This is a genomic window from Brevundimonas sp., assembly GCF_965227765.1.
Taxonomy (GTDB): Bacteria; Pseudomonadota; Alphaproteobacteria; order Caulobacterales; family Caulobacteraceae; genus Brevundimonas.
This window is the reverse complement of sequence record NZ_OZ245778.1, coordinates 3142579-3164705: the sequence shown is the minus strand read 5'-3', so window position 1 is coordinate 3164705 and position 22127 is coordinate 3142579. Positions and strand designations below refer to the sequence as shown.

The window sequence follows — 22127 nt, the reverse complement described above, 5'->3', positions numbered from 1 at the left end:
CACCCCGGAACGGATCGGGCACAACCCGCCTCATGCTCGCCGATTCAGCCGACCTCGACGCCGCGCGCGCGACCCTGAATCGCGTCTGGGGCCACACCGACTTTCGCGGGCGTCAGGCCGAGGTGATCACCGAGGTCCTGGCCGGGCGCGATGTCCTGGCCGTGCTGCCGACCGGCGGCGGCAAGAGCGTCTGCTATCAGATCCCCGCCATCCTGCGTTCCGGCCTGGCCCTGGTCGTCTCGCCTCTGATCGCCCTGATGACCGATCAGGTGGAGGCGCTGAAGCAGCAGGGCGTAGCCGCCGCCCGGCTGGATTCCGGCGTGTCGATGGACGACCGCTCGGCCATCTGGCGTCAGGCCAACGCCGGCGAACTGGACCTGCTCTATGTTTCGCCCGAAGGCCTGGCCCAGCCGCATCTGATCGACCGGCTGCAACACCTGCCCCTGTCGCTGATCGCCATCGACGAGGCCCACTGTGTGTCTCAGTGGGGCCACGACTTCCGCCCTGACTATCGCACCCTGGGGCGGCTGGCCGAGATGTTCCCCGGCGTGCCCCGCATCGCCGTCACCGCCACGGCCGACGCGCGGACGCGCGACGACATCCTGAAGTCCCTGCGGCTGGACGGCGCCCGCGTCGTCGTCGACAGCTTCGCGCGGCCCAATCTGCAGCTCTCGGCCGAGCGCAAGGAATCCTCGTCGCGCGCCAAGACCGACGCCCATGTCATCGACCTGGTGCGCCAGCGAAAGGGCAAGTCGGGGGTGGTCTATTGCGGTTCGCGCGACGGCTGTGACCGGGTGGCCCAGGCCCTGCGCGACGCCGGGACCAACGCCATCGCCTATCACGCGGGCATGGGGACCGACGACCGCGACCGGCGGCTGGCCCGCTTCCTGGCCGAGGAGGGCGCGGTCATGGTCGCGACCATCGCCTTCGGCATGGGGGTGGACAAGGCCGACGTGCGTTTCGTCATCCACGCCGATCCGCCGGGGTCGCTGGAGGCCTATTGGCAGGAGATCGGCCGGGCGGGGCGCGACGGCGAACCGGCCGAGGGCATCACCCTGTATGGCCCCTCCGACATCGCCTGGACCCTGCGTCGCCTCGACAGTCGACCGATGGCCGAAGAGGTCAAACAGGTCCAGACCCAGAAGGCGCGGCGCCTGTTCGCCATGCTGGACGGCGCCGTCTGTCGGCCCCAGGCCGTGCGCCGTTATTTCGGCGAAACCGACGCCGACCCCTGCGGCGTCTGCGACATCTGCTCGGACCCGCCCGCCCTCTATGACGCCACGGTCCAGGCCCAGAAGGCCCTGGCGGCCGTGCAGCGGCTGGGCGGCCGGTTCGGGCGCGGCCGGGTGGTGGACCACCTGCTGGGCAAGACCAAGGAGGTCCAGCCTTGGGAGGCCGCCCTGTCCACCTGGGGCATCGGCAAGGACACCGCCATCAGCGGCTGGCGCGACATCATCGACCATCTGCTGTTCGAAGGCCTGCTGCTGGAAGACCCCAACGACGGCAAGCCCCTGGTCGGGCTGGGCGAGGCCGAGGCCGTGCGCGCGGTCTATAAGGGCGAGCGACCCATCGAGGTGCGCCGCGCCCCGCCGGGCTTTGACGTCGCCAGCCGCGCGGGCGCGCCGCGCAACCGCGTCCGCAATGACAGGAACGCCGCCGTCGAGGCCCTGAGCGACGATGTCCGCGCCCGGTTCGAGACCCTGCGGGCGTGGCGTCGGGAACGGGCCGGCGAGCAGCACGTCCCGCCCTATGTCATCTTCCAGGACAAGACCCTGCTGGAGATCGCCCTGGCCGAGCCGGGTTCGCTGGATGCCCTGGGCGCCATATCCGGCGTCGGCCAGTCCAAGCTGGATCGCTATGGCAAGGGCGTGCTGGACGCCCTGGCCGCCGTCTAGGGGGCCAGAAAGCGGTTCAGGACTTCCATGAACCGCGCCGGCTGGTCGATCATGACCATGTGCTCGGCGCCCTCGACCGGCTCGAACCGGGCGGGGGTTCTCAGCGAGCGATAGCCGGCGCGAAACAGGCCGTCGATGTGGGCGCGGGGCGAGGCGTCGTCGCGGCTCCAGCCATAGACCACGGTGACGGGGGCGCGCACGTCGGGCAGGCGCGAGCGCAGGTCGGTGGTCATGACCTCGTACAGGCTCTGGGCCAGGGTCGCGCGGTCGCCGCCCTGCCAGCCCATGGCCCCGAACAGACTGTCCGACGCCCCGCCCAGTTGAAAGCCCATGGCGGTCCCTTGCGTCCTCAACACCTCGTCGCCCAGGAACATCAGGGCCTGATAGCCGATGCGGGCGATGGGCTCGATGTCGCCGACCGTGGCGCCGGGGCTGATCAGGGAAGGAAAGAAGGGCGAGGCGTCCACCGCCATGACCCGGCCGACGCTGGCGCCGCCGCCCGCAGCCACCCTCAGGGCGATCAGTCCGCCCATCGAATGGCCGACGATGGCCGGGCGATCCAGCCGCTGGGAGGTGATGTAGCGCCGCACCTCGGCGGCGACGGGGGCCAGCACCGCGCCCTGTCCATTGGCGCCGACGGGGATGTCGCCAAAGCCCCGGATACTGACCAGGTGCACGCGGTAGCGGTCGTCCAGCCGGTCGGCGGTGCGTCGCCAGACCTCGGCGGTCGAGGCCAGGCCGGGGATCAGGATCACGTCGGGGCCGCTGCCCTGGGCGGTGACCACGATACGGTCGGACTGGAAAGCCGGAATGGGAGCAAAAGCCGAGGCGGCCTGTTCCCTGGCCTGGGCAGGCAGGGCTGCAAGCGGTGCGAACAACAGCATCAGCAGAAAAAGACGGCGCATCATCACCCCCTAACGCGCGATCATGGCCGAAGTCGCGCCTGACTTGCCAAGCTTGAGTGGCGCGCGGATGATGTTCGCATTCGGAGTTTGAACTGTTCTGGGGAGGACGCAGATGAAGCCGAAGATGACGATGCTCGCCCTGATTCTGGCCAGCGCCGGTGGCGTAGCGGGGGCCGCGACGGCGCAACAGGACTCACCACAGACGGTCCCGTCCGCCTCGCCAGCGGCCGCACCGGCCGAGGCGGCCGGCTGGGTTCCGCTCTCGCGCAGTTCGCAGCGGGTCTATCTGATAGATCCGTCCAAGATCCGCCGCGAGGGCGATGTGACCACGGTGGCCGTGGCGCGGACCCGGCTCGAACGTCTCGCGCCCGACGACTATTCCTATGATGTCGATGAGCTGGAGCTGCGCTGCGCCTCCGGCCAGTCGCGGGCGACGACCAGTATCGCCTACGGCTCTGACGGCGTCGAAACCGACCGCTACGACGATCCTTCGCCCTGGAGTGGGATTGCGCCCGACACCTTGGACGCCTTCGCCAGCAGCGTGGCCTGCGAAGGTCATGAACTGAGCCCGACCCGCTGGGCCACCATCCGGGCTTTCATGGAGGCAGGCCAGCCCTGAGCGGCGGCCGGCGCCGGACGTGGGATTCCGATCACGGTCACCCGGCAATAGGCTGAGATCGCACGATATTTGTGCTTCTGGATGGCGCGATTTCCGAGCTTGCGCATTCAGGTGGCATGACACCAACAATCGCTTTTGTCGGCGCGGGGCCGACCACCATCTACACCTTGGCCGCCCTTCTGGCCCACACGCCCCGCGACTTCGCCATCACCGTGTTCGAGGCCCAGCCGACGGCGGGGCTGGGCACGCCCTATCGGCCCGGTTGGAACGACCCGGCCATGCTGTCCAACATCGCCAGCATCGAGATCCCGCCCCTGGGTGAAACCCTGCTGGCCTGGCTGGAACGCCAGTCGCCGGACCAGCTCGCCTCGATGGGGGTCGAACAATCGGCGCTGGACGAACGCGCCTTCTATCCCCGCGTGGTGCTGGGCCGATATTTCCGCGACCAGTTCGACGCCCTTGTCGCCCAGGCTCAGGCCGAGGGCGTGCAGATCGAAGTCCGTTCCAGATGCCGGGTCATGGACGTGGCCCATGTCGAGGCGGGCATGCTGCTGACGGTCGCTCCGCGCAAGGGCATCGTGGACCGGATCCTGTTCGACCACGTCGTCTTGGCCACGGGCCATCAGTGGCCGGCGGAGCAACAGGTTCGCCCCGGCTATTTTCTCAGCCCCTGGCCGGCGGAGGCCCTGGCCGGGATCGGGCCGGTCGAGGTCGGTATTCGCGGGTCGTCCCTGACCGCGATCGACGCCGCCGTCGCCCTGGCCGGGAGCCACGGTGTGTTCGTCCGGCGCGGCGAGGAACTGGTCTATCAGGCCCGGCCCGGAGCCGAGGGGTTTTCCCTGACAATGATGTCGCGCAAGGGCCTGTTGCCCGAGGCGGACTTCTTCTTTCCCCTGCCGCACACGCCTCTGTCCATCTGCACCGTCGAAGCCGTCGACGCCCTGATTCAGGCTGACGCCGAGGACCTGCTGGATGCGGCCTTCGACCTGTTCCGGCGCGAACTGATGCAGGAGGATCCGGCCTATGCCGAGGCGGCGGGCCTGGCCGATGCGACGCCCGAAAGCTTCTGCGACGCCTATTTCGCCGAACGCGCCGCCGCCGATCCGTTTCAGTGGGCCAGGGACAATCTGGCCGAGGCCCGGCGCAACCACGCCGACCGGGTGACCGTGGCCTGGCGCTACGCCATTCTGCGGATGCACGAGGTTCTGGCCGTGATCGTGCCGCATCTGGACGACCGCGAGTTCGAGCGCTTCAACCGCACGCTCAAGCCCGTCTTCGTCGACGACTATGGCGCCGTGCCCCATGAATCCATCGAGCGCATGCTGGCCCTGCATGAGGCCGGAAAGCTCGAGGTTCTGGCGCTGGGCGACGGCTACCGCATCGACACCCATCGGCCCGAAGGCGGGGTCGTGGTCCAGATGGGCGATCGCACCCGCCATTTCCCCGTCTTCATCGAGGCGACGGGCCAGCGTCCCCTGTCGGCGATCCAGTTCCCCTTCCTGTCGTTGCTGGAGCAGGGCGTCGTCCGCGACGAACCGGCCAATGACGGGGCGACGAGCCGGGGCGTGGCCATAGACGAGGTGTTCCGCGTGGTCGCCGACGGCATTCCATCCGACCGGCTGTTCTGTCTCAGCCTGCCCTTCCTGATGGGCCGCCACCCCTTCGTGCAAGGCATCACCAGCTCGCATGAGATGGGCCAGATCGTCGGCAACGCATTGGCTGCGGCCGTGTCCAAACCCCACGCAGCCGAGGCCGCATGATGATGAAACTGTTTGCGATCTACATCGGCGGCGAGCACCCGGGCGCCAATATCGAGGTCCACGACATGAGGTTCGTCGTCGCCCCTTCGATCGAGGAGACCTACGACACCCTGCTGCGCGAATGGTGGGGCAAGCCCGGTAGCCTGCATCTCGACTGCTGGTCTGAGATCAGCCACGCCGACGGCTATGAGGTGACCCTGAAACCCGAACCCTTCGAGGGAGCGGAACAGCTCTATTACGTCAACCTGGGCGGCTATGACGGTCGCGACTTCGCCGAGAAGCACCGCAACGTCTTCGTCGTCGCCGACACTGTGGCCAAGGCCAAGTCGCGGGCCATCAAACTAGCCAAGGGCTGGGATGCGCCGCACCGCGACGAGATGTACGAGGCCGAACAGGCCTTTGCCCTGGATGCGCCGGTCTCGGCCCAACGCCTGCACATTCACCTGACGCCCAAACTGTTGTCCGGCGACCCGCCCTTCACCTGCGAATACCGCCCTCTGAAATAGGGGCGGCCGGGCCGGGCGTCAGTGGTCCGATTTGTCGGGAGCTGCGGCCTGGGCGTCCATCTGCGCCTGCATCTGGGCTTCGATCTGGCGTTGGGCGCTGTCGACCTGCAGTTCCTCGCGGCGCTGTTCGGCGGTGACTGGCGCGGTGGGCGCAGGCTCGGCGGCCGGGGCGGGCGCAGGCGCGGGCTCTTGCTGGCAGGCGGCCAGGCCGGTCAGCAGAGCTGCAGCGGAGATGACGGGAGCGGCGATTTTCATGTCAGCTTTACCTTACAATCAGTCGGCGGCGTCGGCGAAGGCGACCCGGCCGGCGCCCAGCAGGGCGGCGTGCTTGTGCAGGATCACGTTCGTCGGGATGGAGGCCATATAGTCCTGGAAGCGTCCCTTGCGCTCGAACCGTTCCCGGAAAGGACTGGCCTTGAGGAAGGGAAGGATGCGGGGCGCTATGCCGCCGGCGATGAAGACCCCGCCGCGCGAGCCCGTGGTCAGGGCGATGTCACCGGCCACGGCGCCCAGGATGGCGCAGAACCGGGCCAGGGTCGCGCCGCAATGGCTGTTCATGTCCTCCAGCGCCTCGGTGGTGATCTGGGCCGGGTCCTCGATATGGCTCTCGCGCCCGTCGATCTCGGCCAGGGCGCGGTGCATGTTCAACAGGCCCGGCCCGCAGATCAGCCGCTCGATGGAAACGCGGTCATAGCGTTTCCTCAGGATACGGAGGATTTCGTCCTCGATCGGATCGCCGGGCGCGAAACAGGCGTGGCCGCCCTCGGACGGCATGGCGATCTCGGTCCCGTGGACGTCGCGGGCCAGGGCCGAGACGCCGAACCCGGTGCCAGGGCCAAGCACCGAGATGGCCGCGTGTTCTTCGCCCTCGTCCGGGCCGCCGAGCGAGGCGAGTTGGTCCCTGGGCACCACGGGCGCGCCCCAGGCCAGGGCCTCGAAGTCGTTGATCAGGCGCACGGGGTTGAGGCCAAGCGTGCCGAGTTCCGCCTCGGACACGCGCCAGGGCGAGTTGGTCAGGTCGATCTCGCCGTCCGTGACTGGGCCGGCCACGGCGATGATGCCGCCGGTCGGCTTGACCTCGCAGCCGTCGATGAAGGCCTTGACCCCGCCCAGGAAGGTCGGGTGTTCGGCCGCCGGGAAGCTTTCGTGGTGTTCCAGCGTCAGCACGCCGTCGATGACGCGGGCGATGGCGAAGCGGGCGTTGGTGCCGCCGACATCCCCGACCAGCAGGGTCTTGTCGCTGGGCGCCATACGCTTGGACAGTGCGGCCATCAGTGGGCTTCCTTGACGAAACAGACCGAGGCGCCTTCTTCGGCGGTGGTCACCAGGGCGCGGAAGGCGCCGAACATCTCACGGCCATAGCCCCAGGCGCTGGCGTCGGTATTGGCCTGCGACCGGCGGGCGCGCTCGCGCGTGTCAAGCGAACCTTCCATGTCGGAAAGCTCCAGCGTGCCCGTTTCGGGGTCGAGGCGGATGATGTCGCCGTCCTGCACATAGGCCAGCGGACCGCCCTCGATGGCTTCGGGCGAGACGTGGATGGCGGCGGGGGTCTTGCCCGAGGCGCCCGACATGCGGCCGTCGGTGACCAGGGCGACGCGGAAGCCGCGATCCCACAGGACGGACATCAGGGGCGACAGGGAATGCAGTTCGGGCATGCCGTTGGCCTTGGGGCCCTGGAAGCGCAGGACGATGACGACATCCCGGTCCAGCTCGCCGGCCTTGAAGGCGGCCGAGACGGCTTCCTGGGTCTCGAACACGGCGGCGGGCGCCTCGACGATGCGGTGCTCGGGCTTGACCGCCGAGATCTTGATGACCGCGCGGCCCAGGTTGCCGGCGACCAGACGCAGGCCGCCCTCCTTGTCGAAGGGATCGGAGGCGGGGCGCAGGATGTCGAGGTCGAGGCTTTCTGAGACCCCGTCGCGCCAGACCAGCTCGCCGTCGATCATCGACGGTTCCTGGAAATAGTGATGGATGCCCACGCCCATGATGGTGGTCACGTCCGAGTGGATATGGCCGGCCTGGGCCAGTTCGCGGGCGATGTAGGCCACGCCCCCGGCGGCCTGGAAGGCGTTCACGTCGGCCGAGCCGTTGGGATAGACCCGCGCCAGCAGCGGCGTGACGGACGACAGATTGTCCATGTCGGTCCAGTCGATGATGACCCCCGCCGAGCGGGCCATGGCGACCAGGTGGATGGCGTGGTTGGTCGATCCGCCGGTGGCCAGCAAGGCCACGATCATGTTGACGATGGACTTCTCGTCGATGACGTCGGCCATGCGGCTTTCGCCCGAGACGGCCAGTTCGACGGCGCGCTTGGCCGCCGCCGCCGTCAGGGCGTCGCGCAGGCCGGTCTCGGGGTGGACGAAGGCGGTCGAGGGCATGTGCAGCCCGCCCAGCTCCATCATCATCTGGTTGGAGTTGGCCGTGCCGTAGAAGGTGCAGGTGCCGGGCGAGTGATACGACCCGACCTCGCTTTCCAGCAGGGTCTGGCGGTCCACCTTGCCTTGCGCATACTCGGCGCGGACGCGGGCCTTTTCGGCGTTGGGAATGCCCGAGGGCATCGGCCCGGCGGGGGCGAAGATCACCGGCAGGTGGCCGAACGCCAGTGAGCCCATGAACAGGCCGGGCACGATCTTGTCGCAGACGCCCAGGCAGACGGCGGCGTCGAAGGCGTCGTGGGTCAGGGCGACGCCGGTCGACATGGCGATGACGTCGCGGCTGAACAGGCTCAACTCCATGCCGGGGCGGCCCTGCGTGACGCCGTCGCACATGGCGGGCACGCCGCCGGCGACCTGGGCCGTGGCGCCCAGTTCACGCACGGCCTCGCGGATGATGTGGGGGAAGCGCTCGAACGGCTGGTGGGCCGAGAGCATGTCGTTGTAGGCGGTGACCACGCCGACATTGGGGGTCTTGCCGCCCATGGCCGTCAGCTTGTCGGCGATGGTCTGGCCGGCGAAGGCGTGGGCCCAGTTGGCGCAGCTCAGCTTGGCGCGTCCGACGCCGCTGTCGCGCGCGGCGTCCATGCGGCGCAGATAGTCGGCGCGGGTCTCTTTCGAGCGTTCGATGATGCGGGCGGTGACTTCCGCGACCTTGGGGTGAAGGGCCATCAGTTCGCCTCCGTCCAGATGACTTCGAGCGGGACATTGGCCGCCAGCATGGCCGCGATGGGCTGGATCTTGGGGGCGCCCAGGGCCTCGCGCTCATAGACCTCGCGCTTGGCCGCGCCCTTGAGGCCCAGGATCACGCGCCCGGCCTGGATCAGATAGGGCAGGTTGATCGACAGCCGTTCCAGCGTCGGCGCCGCCCCGTCGCGGCCATGGGGCACGCCCAGAACTGTGGGCTTCAGGTCGGGGGTCAAAAGGGTCTTCAGGGTCGGGCTGTTGGGGAACATGGAACAGATATGGCCATCCTCGCCCATGCCCAAAAGGACCGCGTCGAAACGGCCGGCCCCTTGCTTGGCGGCGTCGGCGAAGGCGTGCGAGGCGCGGGCGGCGGCGCGGTCGACCGTCACCTCGGAATGATACATGGGCACGAAGGTTGCGGCGGCGGCCTTGCCCGTCAGCAGCACGTCCTTGATCAGCCGGGTGTTCGAGTCCGGTGAGGTCTCGGGGACATAGCGTTCGTCCACCAGGGTGACGGCGACCTTGGACCAGTCGATGTCGGCCTGGGCCATGCGGGCATAGACCGGCGAGGGGGTCGAGCCGCCCGGCCCGGCGAAGAAGGCGTGGCCATTGGCGATGACGGCGGCGGCCAGGCTCTCTTCCAGCCGACCGGCGATGGCGGCGGCCCACGAGTCCACGTCAGGGAAGGATTCGATGCGATCAGACATCGGCCGTGTTCCATTCGCGGCCGGTGCGGGCCATCAGCATTTCCGACGCGCCCGGACCCCAGGTCCCGGCCGTATAGGTCTCTGGCTTAATGTCGCCGTCGGACCAGGCCTGGGACACCTCGTCGATCCAGCGCCAGGCCTGTTCGGCCTCGTCGCGCCGCACGAACAGCGTCGAGTCGCCGTTCATGGCGTCCAGCAGCAGCCGCTCATAGGCGATGCGGCGGCGCGGCGGCTTGGTGGTCTTGGCCGCGCCCGCATCTGCGACACCCCATGACAGGGACATCTTGATCGGCTGCAACTGCATGCGCTGATCCAGGCCCGGCCGCTTGTTCATCACCGTCAGGGAGATGTCCTCCTCGGGCTGAAGCTCGATGACCATGCGGTTTGCGGGCGGCTCGCCCTCGTCGGAATCGAAGATCGAGTGGGGCACCGGCTTGAACTGGATGACGATCTCGGTGCGCTTTTCCGGCAGGCGCTTGCCGGTGCGCATGAAGAAGGGCACCCCGGCCCAGCGCCAATTGTCGATGTCGGCGCGGATGGCGACGAAGGTCTCGGTGTCGGAATCGGCGCCGCGCTCTTCGTCATAGCCCTTGGCCGGCTGGCCATCGACGCTGCCGGCCACGTATTGGCCGCGCACCGTGGTGCGTTCGGCCTCTTCGTAGGTGATGCGGCGAAGCGAGCGCAGGACCTTGACCTTCTCGTTGCGCACCGAGTCGGGATCCAGGTCGCTGGGCGGCTCCATGGCCACCAGGCACAACAGCTGGAGCATGTGGTTCTGCACCATGTCCCTGAGCGCGCCGTACTCGTCGTAATAGGGCCAGCGGTCGCCGACGCCCACCGTCTCGCCGATGGTGATCTGGACGTGGTCGACCGACAGGTTGTTCCACAGCGGCTCGAAGATGGTGTTGCCGAACCGCATGGCGATCAGGTTCTGCACCGTCTCCTTGCCCAGGTAGTGGTCGATGCGGAACACCTGGTTTTCCGAGAAGGCGTGGCCCACCGCGTCGTCGATCTCGAGGAAGGATTTCAGGTCGCGCCCGACCGGCTTTTCCAGCACGATCCGGTCGTCGGAACCGGCCAGGCCGGCTTCCTTCATCGCCGTGACGATGCCGGCGTAGAGGGACGGCGACACGGCCAGGAAGGATGTCACCACCCCGTCGCCGGCCTTTTCGCGCAGGGGCTTGAGGCTTTCGGCGTTGGTCGCGTCGACCGCCAGATAGTCGAGCCGGTCGGCCATGCGCGACCAGATGGCCTCGTCCCAGGCGTCGTCGGCCTTGGCCTTGCCCTCGACGCTGTCGCGGACCTTGGCGATATATTCCTCGCGGCTCTCGGCCGAGCGGGCGGCGCCGATGATCTTCAGCCCGTTGGCCAGCAGGCCGTCATGCTCCAGGAAATACAGCGAGGGCAGCAGCATACGCATGGCCAGGTCGCCGCCGCCGCCGAACAGCACGAGTGCCGCCATCTGCTCTCCTCCCCCGTATCCGGGTCAACCATGGGACCAATAGGCCCTTCTTACGGTGTGTCTTTGGCCGGTTGGGCGCGCTGAGCCAACACGTCGAGCACGTCCTGAAACACCATGTGACGCGCCCGTAACAGGACCAGCAGGTGATAGATCAGGTCCGCCGCCTCGCTGGCCAGTTCCTCGTCCGGCCCGGCGACGCCGGCCAGCGCCGTCTCGACCCCCTCTTCGCCGACCTTCTGGGCCAGGCGTTTGGGCCCTTCGGCCATCATGCGGGCCGTGTAGCTGACCGACGGATCCTGGGACGCGCGCTCGGCGATGGTGCGTTCCAGGGCGGCGATACGTCCCAGGCCCGGCGCGTCCTCGGCGCCGAAACAGCTGGTCGTCCCCAGATGGCAGGCCGGACCCATGGGCCGCACGCCCAGCACGAGGGAGTCGGCGTCGCAGTCGGCGGTGATCGAGACGACCGTCTGGCGATTGCCCGAGGTCTCGCCCTTCCTCCACCGCCCGCCGCGCGAGCGCGAGAAGAAGGTGGCCTCCTTGGACGCGATCGTCTCGTCCAGGGCGGCGCGGTCCATATAGGCCAGGGTCAGGACCTGCAGGGTGTCGGCGTCCTGCACGACGACCGGGATCAGGCCGTCGCCCTTGGCGAAGTCGAGAGTGTTGGGGTCGATCATTTAATCCTCCCCCGCCGGGGGAGGGGGACCCCGAAGGGGTGGAGGGGGCTAACCTCACACACCTGCATTTGGGGCGAGACCCCTCCACCGCGAAGACGCGGTTCCCCTCCCCCGATGGGGGAGGATTTCAGTGCAACGATCATAATCTCACCTCTACACCCGCCGCCGCCAGCGAGGCCTTCAGGTCGGGGATGGCGATGGCGCCGGTGTGAAAGACGCTGGCGGCCAGGGCGCCGGACACGTCGGCCTTGTTGAACACGTCGAGGAAATCGGCTGTCGATCCGGCCCCGCCCGAGGCGATCAGGGGGATGGTCAGGCGCGCGCGGGCGTCGGCCAGCTGGGCCACGTCATAGCCGCGCCGGACCCCGTCCTGATCGATGCAGTTCAGCACGATCTCGCCGGCGCCGAGCGTCTGCGCCTCGACGATCCAGTCCATGGTGCGACGGCCGGCCAGGCGGCGGCTGTCGGGATCGCCCGTGTATTTGTGCACGACATATTCGCCGGCTTCTCGCCGGGAATCGACGCCGACGACGACGCACTGGCTGCCCAGGCGGGCGGCCATCTCGCCGATCAGGTTGGGGCGTTCCAGGGCGGGCGAATTGATCGACACCTTGTCGGCGCCATGATCCAGACAGGCGGCGGCCTGATCCACCGTGCGGATGCCGCCGGCGACGCAGAAGGGGATGTCCAGCAGCCGCGCGATCGACTTGACCCAGCCATAGTCCAGGGTGCGACCCTCCGGGCTGGCGGTGATGTCGTAGAAGACCAGTTCGTCGGCGCCCTCGTCGCGATAGCGGGCGGCCAGTTCGGCCGCGTCGCCCATGTCGACGTGGCCCTCGAAGCGCACGCCCTTGACCACGCGGCCGTCCTTGACGTCGAGACAGGGGACGATGCGTCGAGCCGTCATTTGACGGCTCGCTTTTTCATCGAAGAGGGGGCCGTCATTTGATGGCTCGCTTTTTCATCGAAGAGGGGGCCGTCATGCGACGGCCCGAATGGCCTGGCCGGCGGTGAAGCGGCCTTCGTAGATGGCGCGGCCGACGATGGCGCCGTCGCAGCCGATGGCGGCGCAGGCGGTCAGGTCGTCCAGCGAGGAGACGCCGCCGGACGCCTGGACCTTCAGGTCGGGCCGGGCCAGGCGGATGTCGGCCAGCAGGTCCAGATTGGGTCCGGTCAGGGCGCCGTCGCGGCCCACGTCGGTGACCAGGACGTGGCGCACGGTCCCGGCGGTATAGCGATCCAGCGCCGCCCACAGGTCGAAGTCCGCCGCCTGGGTCCAGCCCTTCAGCGAGGGGGTCGGCACGCCCCGCTCGTCGACGCGCACGTCGAAGGCCAGGGTCAGTTTCTCGGGGCCGAACCGCTCCAGCCACAGGGCGACCTCGTGCGGGCGGGTGACGGCCAGGGACCCGACCACGACCCGGTCCACCCCGGCGGCCAGCAGGCGTTCGACATCCTCGACCGTGCGGACGCCGCCGCCGGACTGGATCTTGACCTCGATGCTCTTGGCCAGTTGTCCGATCAGGTCGTGCTGGACCGCGCGGCCGGCCTCGGCGCCGTCCAGATCGACAATATGGACCCACTCGGCGCCCTCAGCGACGAAGCCGGCCAGCCGGGCGGGGGGCGACGCATCATACTCGGTCACCTGGTCGAACCGGCCGTGCATCAGGCGCACGCAGACGCCGTGGCGCAGGTCGATGGCGGGATAGATCAGCATGGAAGGCTCAGGAAGTTTTGCAGGATGCGGGCGCCGGTCTTGGCCGAGCGCTCGGGGTGGAACTGGCAGCCCCAGCGGTTGCCGCTGCGGACCACGGCGGGCACGCGCAGGCCATAGTCGGCGGCGACCAGGGTCGCGGGACCGTCGGGGCAGACGAAACCGTGGACGAAATAGGCGTATTCCTCGTCGGCCACGCCCTCGATCAGCGGGTCGGCCTTGAGGCGCTCCAGCTTGGTCCAGCCCATGTGCGGCACGGGCAGGCGGGGCGGCAGGTCGAAGGCGGTGACCACGCCGGGGATGAACCCCAGCATATCCACGCCGCCACCTTCCTCGCTGCGTTCATAGAGAAGCTGCTGGCCCAGGCAGACGCCCAGAAGCGGGCCGGCGAAGGCCTTCAGCGGCTCGATCAGGCCCAGGGCGTCAAGCCGTTCCATGGCGTAGCCCGCCGCGCCGACGCCCGGCAGGATGACCCGTTCGGCGGAGGCGATGACCTGGGGATCGGCGGTGATGACGGGCTCGCAGCCCAGCCGCTCCAGCGCGAACTGGACCGAGGCGGTGTTGCCCGCGCCGTAACCGATGATGGCGACCGCAGTCATAGGACGCCCTTGGTGCTCGGCACGGCGTCGCCCTCGATGCGGATGGCCTGACGCAGGGCGCGGCCGAAGGCCTTGTAGACGGCTTCGGTCTTGTGGTGGTCGTCGTCGCCGGTGACCTTGACGTGGACGGCGGCGCCCATGGCCTCGGCCAGGGAGCGGAAGACGTGGGCCGTCAGGTCGGTGCGATATTCGCCGATGAAGGGGGTCGCGAATGTCCCTTCGAACAGCGGATAGGGACGGCCCGACAGGTCGATGGCGATGTGGGCCTCAGCCTCGTCCATGGCCAGGACGAAGCCGTAGCGGGCGATGCCGCGGCGCTCGCCAAGCGCCTGTTTCAACGCCTGGCCCAGGGCGATGGCGCTGTCCTCGATGGTGTGGTGCGGATCGGTGTGCAGGTCGCCTTCGCAGGACAGGCGCAGCGAGAATCCGCCGTGGGCCGCGATCTGCTCCAGCATGTGGTCGAAGAAGCCGACGCCGGTGTGGATGGTGATGGGGCCGGGCGAATCCAGATCGACGGCGCAGACGATGCGCGTCTCCTTGGTGTCGCGAACGGCCTGGCCGATGCGGGCCGGACGCGAGCGGGGCGGGGTCAGGCCCAGGGCGGCCAGCAGCCGGTCGTTGACCTCGGGCTTGAGCGACACGGGCAGGCGCAGCCGATCGCCGGAGCGGTCGGCGGCGACGCCGTATTTGGACAGCTCGGCCAGGGTCGCGGCGATGTCGTCCGGGCGGGCCATGAGGATGGGGCCGACGCCGGCGTCGACGGTCATCAGCCGGCCGATCTCGCGGGCGAGGCGGGCGCGCTCACGCTTCACGCCGCCGATACGCTCGGCCGTCTCCAGCATCCGCGACGGATCCAGCGCCTGTTGCGCCAGACGGACCAGGGGCTCGGGCAGGGCGTAGGGTTCGAGCACGCTGGCCAGGCGGGCCAGGGTCTGGGGCTGGGCGATGGCGGCGCCGACGCGGGCGCCCGCCAGACCATAGGCCAGGGACAGGCTGCGCAGGACCACCAGATTGGCGTGGTCGGCGACGAGGGCGGCGGCGGATGCAGCGTCGGCGAATTCGATCAGGCCCTCGTCCACGACCAGCAGGGCGGGGGCGACGCGTTCGGCCATCTCGGCGACCGCTTCGGGCGAGCCGAGCGCGCGGATGACGATGGCGGCGGGCTCGGATTTCGACGCCGGATAGATGGCGGCCAGGTCGCTATAGGGGCTGGCGTCGGGCGCCTGGACCGAGCGGCCTTCGCGGGCGGCGAGACGCCAGACCAGCTCCAGCCCATGGGTCAGGCCGCGCACCGGCAGGACCTGATCCACGGCCACGCCATAGATCTGGGCCATGCGGGCGCCGAGCGCCGAGGGGTCGGCCGGATAGCGATCCAGGCCCTCGCCGCCGGACACCAGCGGGGCATAGGGGGCGGGCAGGGTCATTGTGATCCTCCCCCGTCGGGGGAGGTGGCGCGGCGCGTCTTCGCGGCGTGACGGAGGGGGCTAGACGCGAACAGGGCGCGTGGGGCTGGCCCCCTCCACCACTTCGTGGTTCCCCTCCCCCGACGGGGGAGGATTTGTGCGGTCGAGATCATTCTCCGCTCCTCAAATCGGCGGCGCGGGCGTGGGCTTCGAGGCCTTCCAGCCGGGCGAGGCGGGCGGCGACGGGGGCCAGGACGCGGGCGCCTTCGTCCGAAACGGTCTGGACCGACATCGAGGTCATGAAGCTGGCGGTGGTGATGCCGCCCAGGGTCCGCGCGCCGCCGTCGGTCGGCAGGACGTGGGACGGGCCGGCGGCGTAGTCGCCCAGGGTCTCGGCGGCGTTCCTGCCGACGAAGACGGCGCCGGCGGCGGTGATCGAGGCGACCAGACGCTCGGCCTCCTCGGTCTGGATGGCCAGGTGTTCGGGGCCGTACAGGTTGGCGACCTCGCAGGCGGTCTCGATGTCCTTGACCTTGATGGCGCGGGCCTCGGCCAGGGAGGCGCGGGCGATGTCGGCGCGGGGCAGGGTTTGCAGCTGTTCCTCGACGGCTTCGAGGATGGCGTTGATCGTGGCGGTCGAGTCCGAGACCAGGATGACCTGGGCGTCGGCGTCGTGCTCGGCCTGGCTCAGCAGGTCGGCGGCGGCGATCTCCGGATCGGCGGAGCCATCGGCGATGACCAGCAGTTCGGACGGACCGGCGGGCATGTCGGCCGAGGGACCGCCGGGCAGGGCCGAGGCGTAACGCTTGGCCTCTGCGACCCAGGCGTTGCCGGGGCCGAACAGCTTGTCGACCGGGGCGATCTCGCCGTCGTCCAGCACGCAGCCGAAGGTCAATGCGGCGATGGCCTGGGCGCCGCCCAGCAGCCACAGGGCGTCCAGACCGGCCTCGGATGCGGCCAGGATCATGGCGGGGTGTGCCGAGCCGTCTTTGGATGGCGGGGTTACGGCGATCCGCTGACCCACGCCCGCGACGGCGGCGGGAATGGCCAGCATCAGCAGGGACGAGAACAGGGGCGCGGTGCCGCCGGGTACATAGAGGCCGGCCGCCCGGATGGGCCGCCAGACCAGCCTGGATTTCACGCCGGGCGTGGTCTCGATCCAGACCGTGTCGGCGGGCCGGGTCATTTCGTGGAAGACGCGGATATTCTCGGCCGCGATGCGGATCGAGCGCGCGTCTGCGGGCGCCAGGGCGTTCCTCGCCTCAGCCACCGCATCGGGGGTGATGGCGATGCGGCGCGGCGGGGCCTTGTCCAGCTTCACCGCCCAGTCGGTCACGGCCTGACCGCCGCGCGCCTGCACGTCGTCGAAGATTTCGCGCACCACGTCGGTGACGCGCGCCTCGGTCCTCTGACGCGGACGCGCCAGGGCGGCCTTGCGGCCTGCGGCGTCCAGGGATGCCCAGTCCAACCTTTTCATCACATCATCTTCTCGATGGGCAGGACCAGGATGGCCGAGGCGCCGGCCGCCTTAAGCTTCTCCAGCGTTTCCCAGAAGACCGCTTCCTGACAGACGGCGTGGACGGCGACCGCGTCGTCGCGACCCATCAGGGGCATGACGGTGGGCGCGCCGGCGCCGGGCAGGATGGCGGTGATCTGATCCAGGGCCGAGCGCGGCGCGTTCAGCATGACGTATTTGGCCCCTTGCGAGGACACCACGCCCGCCATCCGCTCGACGATGGATTCCAGCAGGTGGGCCAGTTCAGGCTCAGGCCCGGCGGGCGAGCGGATCAGCACGGCCTGGCTTTCGAACACCGTCTCCTTGGCGATCAGGCCGTTGGCCTCCAGCGTGGCCCCGGTCGAAACCAGGTCGCAGATGGCCGAGGCCAGCTTGAGCCGCGGGGCCACCTCGACGGCGCCGCGCATGACGATGATGTCGGCAGCGACGCCCTGTGAATCGAGATAGCGCCGCAGGATCTTGGGATAGGAGGTGGCGATCCGCTTGCCGTCCAGCGAGCCCGGCCCGGCATAGTCCAGGGTCGGGGGCACGGCCAGTTTCAGGGTGCAGCGGCCAAAGCCCAGGGGCATGACGATCTCGGCGTTGGGGCCGCCGTTGCGCCCCTCCTCCAAAACGTTCTCGCCGACGATGCCCAGGTCGCACACGCCGTCGGCGACGAAGGTGGGAATGTCGTCGTCGCGCACCCGCAGCAGGTCGATGGGATAGTTCTCGACCCGGTACAGCAGGTCGTTGTTGCCCTTGACCACGCGCAGGCCCGCATCCCTCACGAGGTCGAGGCTGCGGTCGGCCAGGCGGCCGGATTTCTGGACGGCGATGCGAAGCCGCCCCTGGACAGTGCTCATTGGAAACTCAGGCTTTCGTCTTCAGCCGGTCCAGGGCGATGCGATATCCCTGCTGCGGCATGTCTTTGAGATACCGGGCGACGCGCACGACGGTGGTCGGGCTGGCGTGCGCCTCGGCGGCGATTTCACGGTATGACTTTCCGCCGGCGTCCAGCAGGCGCGCGACCTGCCAGCGCTCGGCGAAGGCGCGCAGTTCGGCAGGCGTGCACAGATCGGCCAGAAAGGCCTCGACCTCCTCGGCCGTCTTCAGCGAGAGCAGGGCGTCGACCAGTGCGGCGTTGGCGGGCGGGGCGTTCATGCGCGTTCCACTAAGATGTTACAGTGGAACGGTCAAGGCTTGGGTTGAGAAAAGAGGGCGCGGGTCTCTTGAATCGGTCGTCCGGGTTCGGCGGTAGGCTTGGAAGGGGCCTAGCGCTTCAGGCGGCGACGATCTGTTCTGGCTCTGCCGGTTCCGCCAGGCGTTCGACAAGGTCCGCCAGGGCGACGGGTTTGCCGATCAGGTATCCCTGGGCGATATCGCAACCCATGCCGCGCAGCAGGGCCAGGGCCGTAGGGGTCTCGACGCCTTCGGCGACGACCTTGAGACCAAGGCTGTGGGCCAGGTCGATGGTGGATTTCACCAGCAGCGCATCGCGCGAAGATTCGTCCAGCGACAGCACGAAGGCCTTGTCGATCTTCAGTTCGTCGGCCCTGATCCGCTTCAGATAGGCCAGGGACGACAGGCCCGAACCATAGTCGTCGATAGAGACGCAAATGCCGGCTTCGGCGAAGCGGTCGATGACGCCAAGAGCGATCTCGGGGTTGTCGATGACGGCCGTCTCGGTGATTTCGAAACACAGGTCGGCGCCGGAGGTGACCACCTCGTTCAGGGCGAAGGCGGCGAAGTCCTCGTCCGAAAGCAAACGGCCCGAGATGTTGACCGAAACCGTCAGGGCGTGCCCGGCCGCAGCGAGCAGTCTCTGGTCCTGAATGGCCTGGCGGATGACCCATTCGGTCAGCGGACGGATATGGCCAGTCTCTTCCGCCATGCCGATGAACAGGTCGGGCGAGACGAAGCCCCGGCGCGGATGACGCCAGCGCATCAAGGCCTCGCAGCCGTTGATGCGGTCGGCGCGCAGATCGTATTTGGGCTGATAGGCCAGCCAGACCTCGCCGTTCTGAACGGCTGTCATCAGTTCAGAAATCAGCGACAGGTTGCCGCCCGGATCGCCATAGGCCGGGGCGTCGAACATACCGCAACGTCGCCGGGCGGCGCGCGTCTGGTCCAGGGCGATGGCGGCGCGATCTACGGCGGAATCGACGCTGGACAGGCTCTGACCCGCACGCGCCAGACCGGCGCTGAGGGAGACGTCGACCGTGGCGCCGTTCAACCGGACCGGCTGTTCGGCGGCCTCGCAGATTTCGGCGATGATCTCGAGCGCTTCGGCATCCTCGCCGGCCTCGAACACAAGACCCAGGGCGCCGGCGCCGACGCGGGCGATTGCGGCTCCGGGCGTCAGGTCGGCTAGGCGCGCGCCCAGGGCGGCCAGAAGTTGGGCCATGGAGTCATAGCCGATGGCGTTGCGCACGATCTCGAAGCGGTCCACGCCGATCAGGGCGACATAGCCGCCCGGCGTATTGCCCGCGCCACGCTCCAGCGAGCGACGGTTGGGCAGGCCTGTCTCCTGGTCGTGCATGGCCATGTGGGTCAGACGCGCTTCGCGGTCACGGATGTCGCCGGCCATGGCGTTGAAGCTGGAGGCCAGACGGCCGATCTCGTCGGTGGACCGCACCTCGACCTCGGCGTGCTCACCCTGTTGCAGGCGGTGGACGGCGTCGTCCAGCGCGCTGATCGGCCGCGTCAGTCCGCGCGCCAACATCCAGGTGCCGAGCATCAGCATGCCAAGACCGGCCAGACCGATCAGGGCCAGGGCCAGGAACAGGGATTCATAAGGCTTCATGGCTCGATTAAGCGGATAGTCGAGCACAAGCACGGCGGCCGAGGCTTCGTCGAAACTGGGCAGGGGGCGGGCCAGGAGCATGGCGGGCCCCTCGGGCATGGCGGCCGTGACCGGGCGGGGATCGTCAGCCTTGGCCTGGCTTTCGATGGTATCGCCGAGCGGCGTTGTGGAGCCGCCCATGTCGCGCCACCCGGCCTGGGAGCGGGTCATCACCGTCGCCGACAGGGGGATGGCCGACAGGCTTTCCAGGGTCTGCATCTGCGTCTGGTCGAGGCGTTCGACAAACACGACCCAGCCGATCAGCACCGGGGCCATGATCGGGGCGGCCACGACCTGGTACGGCTGTCCGCCGATGCCCAGAACCCCCGCGTCCCGATCGCCGGATTGCAGGCCCCGGAACAGGGTGTCGATGGAGGCTTCGTCGGGATTCAGCCCGGCGGCGGTGACATAGCCGTCGACCCCGACGATCATGGCGCCGTTGACCTTCTGGCGGACACGCAGATTGTCGAGGGCCGAGCGGACCGTGGCCTCGTCGTTCGTGGCGACGGCTTCACGGAATCCGTAGTCCTGGGCCAGGACGGCGGCGCCCTGTCGAAGCTGTCCCGAGCGCGCGGCCCAGATCTGGTTGTAGACCTGCCCCGAGGCCCTGAGTTCGCCGCGCACAACCGTCTGGGCGCTGCGGGTCACGGCGGTGACCACGGCGATCGCGACCAGCACCAGCGCCACGCCGAACAGCCCCATGTAGAGGACCGTCAGCCGGGTTTGCAGGCGGTTGAAGCGGATCATCTCAGCGGACCGAGGCCCGGCCGCTGAAGTCGCCGGTAATGAACTGCCGGCTTGGACCCGCAGCCATTGTGAAGACAGTGGCGATCTCGTTGCCGCGGTTGGTCAGACGTGGATGCCAGACCCGCAGGGTCGCGCCGCCCGCCGGGATGCCGGTCACGACCACATCGCCAGTCGGCCCGGTGCGGGCCGCCCAGGGGGTATCGACCACCTTCACATAGGCCAGCATCTGGTCGTGGATATTGCAGCCCAGGGCCGCGACGCCCGGCGCCGTGAAGACATGGCTGCGCGTCTGGTCGCGACCATAGAGTTCGATCTCGAAACGGTTGCCGCGAGAGAAGGAATAGACGTGGTGGCGCACCCGATCCAGATTCGGAAAGCTGACGGTCCCGCCCACCGGGACGATCAGCACATAGGGATTGAACTGCAGATCCTCCTGGCTGATCCGCAGGGGCCACGGGAAGCGGATCGGTCCTGCCGGCACGCCGCTGTTGGGATGGACGGTGATGACCGCATCTCGGACAGGTTGCCCTGATCCATCCCTTACCTGGACTGTCAGGTCCCCGGCGAAGGCCGGAGTACTGAATATTAGGGCGATGATCAGCGATGTGAGAAGGCGCATTCTCTATAGCTAGCTCAAAGCTATAAAATTTGAGTAAATCATCACACAACTTTGGGTTGTGCGCCCTCAAGGTGTCAAAACTACTTAAGTAGTCTGTAGCTTTATTTGATATTAACGTTGATTCGGTTTGTTTCCGATCTCTCCTTCAGCGTCGAGATCCTATGGGCCGCTCTTTCGTAACCGTCGCCGTCGTATCCATCGTGGCCCTAAGCGCCATCGCCGGGTCGGCCGCCGCGCAATCGCGCTGGATCCCCGAGAGTCGCGCAGGCGGCAAGCTTCTGCTGACGGGCGGGGTCTCGACCATCGAAGGTTCGGGCGGCGGCGGACTGGCGACCTGGGCCCTGACGTCCGGTTATGGCGCCGAGGACGGCGTCGGCGCCAATCTTCACGCCACCTACGTCAACCTGCCCGACTATGAGTTTCGCTCGGTCGGGGCGGCTGTCGGCCTGTGGGACCGGGTCGAACTGTCGGTCGCCCGCCAGGAGTTCGACACCGGCGACACGGGCGCCCTGCTGGGCCTGGGCAAGGACTTCACCTTCACCCAGGACGTGGTGGGGGTGAAGATCAAGGTGCTGGGCGACGCCGTCTACGGCCAGGATACCTGGCTGCCCCAGATCGCCGTGGGGGCGCAGTACAAATCCAACGACCAGGGCGCGATCATCTCGGCGGTCGGCGGGAACGACGACGAGGGCGTGGACTATTATGTCGCCGCGACCAAGCTGTTCCTGGCTGAGAGCCTGCTGGTCAACGGCACGGTGCGCTGGACCAACGCCAACCAGACCGGTCTTCTGGGTTATGGCGGCGATCGCAACGACGACCTGGAGCCGCAGTTCGAGGGTTCTGTCGGGTATCTGCTGAGCCCCAGACTGGTCGTCGGCGCCGAATACAGGACCAAGCCGGACAACCTGGGCTTCGCCAAGGAAGACGACTGGTACGACATCTACGCCGCCTATGCGCTGAACAAGCATGTCTCCGTCACGGCCGCCTATACGGACCTGGGCTCGATCGCCACGTTCGAGGACCAGCGCGGCCTCTATCTCTCGCTCCAGGTTGGGTTCTGAAAA

Annotated in this window: 21 protein-coding genes and 1 pseudogene; 6 read left to right on the top strand and 16 right to left on the bottom strand. The window is 68.4% G+C overall.

Annotated features, from left to right (window positions below; translation table 11 throughout):
* Positions 1–32 precede the first annotated feature (32 nt).
* Complete coding sequence (gene recQ, locus ACO05L_RS15160; protein ID WP_421730000.1) at positions 33–1895, top strand: DNA helicase RecQ; 1863 nt, start codon at positions 33–35, stop codon at positions 1893–1895.
* Here the strand turns inward: recQ and ACO05L_RS15155 are convergent.
* Positions 1892–2803, bottom strand: coding sequence for an alpha/beta fold hydrolase (locus ACO05L_RS15155; RefSeq protein WP_421729999.1), 912 nt, complete (start codon positions 2801–2803; stop codon positions 1892–1894). The two genes, recQ and ACO05L_RS15155, sit on opposite strands and share 4 nt — an antisense overlap.
* Positions 2804–2912: 109 nt before the next feature.
* Here ACO05L_RS15155 and ACO05L_RS15150 point away from each other — a divergent pair, with 109 nt between their 5' ends.
* From ACO05L_RS15150 to ACO05L_RS15140, 3 genes are all read left to right on the top strand, one after another.
* Positions 2913–3419, top strand: a complete 507-nt coding sequence (locus ACO05L_RS15150) for a surface-adhesin E family protein (RefSeq protein WP_421729998.1) — start codon at positions 2913–2915, stop codon at positions 3417–3419.
* A gap of 116 nt (positions 3420–3535) precedes the next feature.
* On the top strand, positions 3536–5179 hold the full coding sequence (locus ACO05L_RS15145; RefSeq protein WP_421729997.1) for an FAD/NAD(P)-binding protein: 1644 nt from the start codon (positions 3536–3538) through the stop codon (positions 5177–5179).
* Positions 5176–5685 carry a DUF1543 domain-containing protein gene (locus tag ACO05L_RS15140; protein WP_421729996.1) on the top strand — a complete coding sequence of 170 codons (510 nt, stop codon included), beginning with the start codon at positions 5176–5178 and terminating at the stop codon, positions 5683–5685. The genes ACO05L_RS15145 and ACO05L_RS15140 overlap by 4 nt, the downstream gene beginning before the upstream one ends.
* 18 nt (positions 5686–5703) lie before the next feature.
* Here the strand turns inward: ACO05L_RS15140 and ACO05L_RS15135 are convergent, their stop codons facing one another.
* The 6 genes from ACO05L_RS15135 to hisIE are packed head-to-tail and all read right to left on the bottom strand — an operon-like array spanning position 5704 to position 11647.
* A complete protein-coding gene (locus tag ACO05L_RS15135; RefSeq protein ID WP_421729995.1) occupies positions 5704–5940 on the bottom strand; it encodes a hypothetical protein in 237 nt (78 codons plus the stop codon).
* A gap of 18 nt (positions 5941–5958) precedes the next feature.
* Positions 5959–6957, bottom strand: a complete 999-nt coding sequence (gene glk, locus ACO05L_RS15130; RefSeq protein ID WP_421729994.1) for a glucokinase — start codon at positions 6955–6957, stop codon at positions 5959–5961.
* A complete protein-coding gene (gene edd / locus ACO05L_RS15125) occupies positions 6957–8789 on the bottom strand; it encodes a phosphogluconate dehydratase (protein WP_421729993.1) in 1833 nt (610 codons plus the stop codon). The genes glk and edd overlap by 1 nt, the downstream gene beginning before the upstream one ends.
* Entirely contained in the window at positions 8789–9511 is a 723-nt protein-coding gene (gene pgl, locus ACO05L_RS15120) for a 6-phosphogluconolactonase (protein ID WP_421729992.1), read from the bottom strand. The genes edd and pgl overlap by 1 nt, the downstream gene beginning before the upstream one ends.
* The gene (zwf, locus tag ACO05L_RS15115; RefSeq protein WP_421729991.1) at positions 9504–10973 is read right to left on the bottom strand and encodes a glucose-6-phosphate dehydrogenase; all 1470 of its coding nucleotides are present in this window, start codon (positions 10971–10973) and stop codon (positions 9504–9506) included. The genes pgl and zwf overlap by 8 nt, the downstream gene beginning before the upstream one ends.
* Before the next feature lie 50 nt (positions 10974–11023).
* Positions 11024–11647, bottom strand: a complete 624-nt coding sequence (hisIE, locus tag ACO05L_RS15110) for a bifunctional phosphoribosyl-AMP cyclohydrolase/phosphoribosyl-ATP diphosphatase HisIE (RefSeq protein ID WP_421729990.1) — start codon at positions 11645–11647, stop codon at positions 11024–11026.
* A gap of 79 nt (positions 11648–11726) precedes the next feature.
* Here hisIE and ACO05L_RS15105 point away from each other — a divergent pair.
* Positions 11727–11792, top strand: a pseudogene (locus ACO05L_RS15105) (hypothetical protein); the annotation flags it as partial.
* Here the strand turns inward: ACO05L_RS15105 and hisF are convergent.
* The 9 genes from hisF to ACO05L_RS15060 form a co-directional block, all read right to left on the bottom strand.
* The gene (gene hisF / locus ACO05L_RS15100) at positions 11787–12554 is read right to left on the bottom strand and encodes an imidazole glycerol phosphate synthase subunit HisF (RefSeq protein WP_421729989.1); all 768 of its coding nucleotides are present in this window, start codon (positions 12552–12554) and stop codon (positions 11787–11789) included. The pseudogene ACO05L_RS15105 and the gene hisF sit on opposite strands and share 6 nt — an antisense overlap.
* 72 nt (positions 12555–12626) lie before the next feature.
* Positions 12627–13361, bottom strand: coding sequence for a HisA/HisF-related TIM barrel protein (locus ACO05L_RS15095; RefSeq protein WP_421729988.1), 735 nt, complete (start codon positions 13359–13361; stop codon positions 12627–12629).
* Positions 13355–13957: an imidazole glycerol phosphate synthase subunit HisH gene (gene hisH, locus ACO05L_RS15090; protein WP_421729987.1), complete on the bottom strand. Its 603-nt coding sequence runs from the start codon at positions 13955–13957 to the stop codon at positions 13355–13357. The genes ACO05L_RS15095 and hisH overlap by 7 nt, the downstream gene beginning before the upstream one ends.
* Complete coding sequence (hisB, locus tag ACO05L_RS15085; protein WP_421729986.1) at positions 13954–15381, bottom strand: imidazoleglycerol-phosphate dehydratase HisB; 1428 nt, start codon at positions 15379–15381, stop codon at positions 13954–13956. Before hisB ends, hisH begins: the two co-directional genes overlap by 4 nt.
* A 148-nt stretch (positions 15382–15529) precedes the next feature.
* Positions 15530–16837, bottom strand: a complete 1308-nt coding sequence (hisD, locus tag ACO05L_RS15080; protein WP_421729985.1) for a histidinol dehydrogenase — start codon at positions 16835–16837, stop codon at positions 15530–15532.
* Entirely contained in the window at positions 16837–17718 is an 882-nt protein-coding gene (gene hisG, locus ACO05L_RS15075; RefSeq protein WP_421729984.1) for an ATP phosphoribosyltransferase, read from the bottom strand. Before hisG ends, hisD begins: the two co-directional genes overlap by 1 nt.
* 7 nt (positions 17719–17725) lie before the next feature.
* Positions 17726–18016: a YerC/YecD family TrpR-related protein gene (locus ACO05L_RS15070; protein WP_421729983.1), complete on the bottom strand. Its 291-nt coding sequence runs from the start codon at positions 18014–18016 to the stop codon at positions 17726–17728.
* A gap of 118 nt (positions 18017–18134) precedes the next feature.
* Entirely contained in the window at positions 18135–20444 is a 2310-nt protein-coding gene (locus ACO05L_RS15065) for a putative bifunctional diguanylate cyclase/phosphodiesterase (protein ID WP_421729982.1), read from the bottom strand.
* Position 20445: 1 nt separating this feature from the next.
* The gene (locus ACO05L_RS15060; protein WP_421729981.1) at positions 20446–21063 is read right to left on the bottom strand and encodes a methylamine utilization protein; all 618 of its coding nucleotides are present in this window, start codon (positions 21061–21063) and stop codon (positions 20446–20448) included.
* A gap of 161 nt (positions 21064–21224) precedes the next feature.
* Here ACO05L_RS15060 and ACO05L_RS15055 point away from each other — a divergent pair, with 161 nt between their 5' ends.
* Positions 21225–22124 carry a DUF3034 family protein gene (locus tag ACO05L_RS15055; RefSeq protein ID WP_421729980.1) on the top strand — a complete coding sequence of 300 codons (900 nt, stop codon included), beginning with the start codon at positions 21225–21227 and terminating at the stop codon, positions 22122–22124.
* Positions 22125–22127 lie beyond the last annotated feature (3 nt).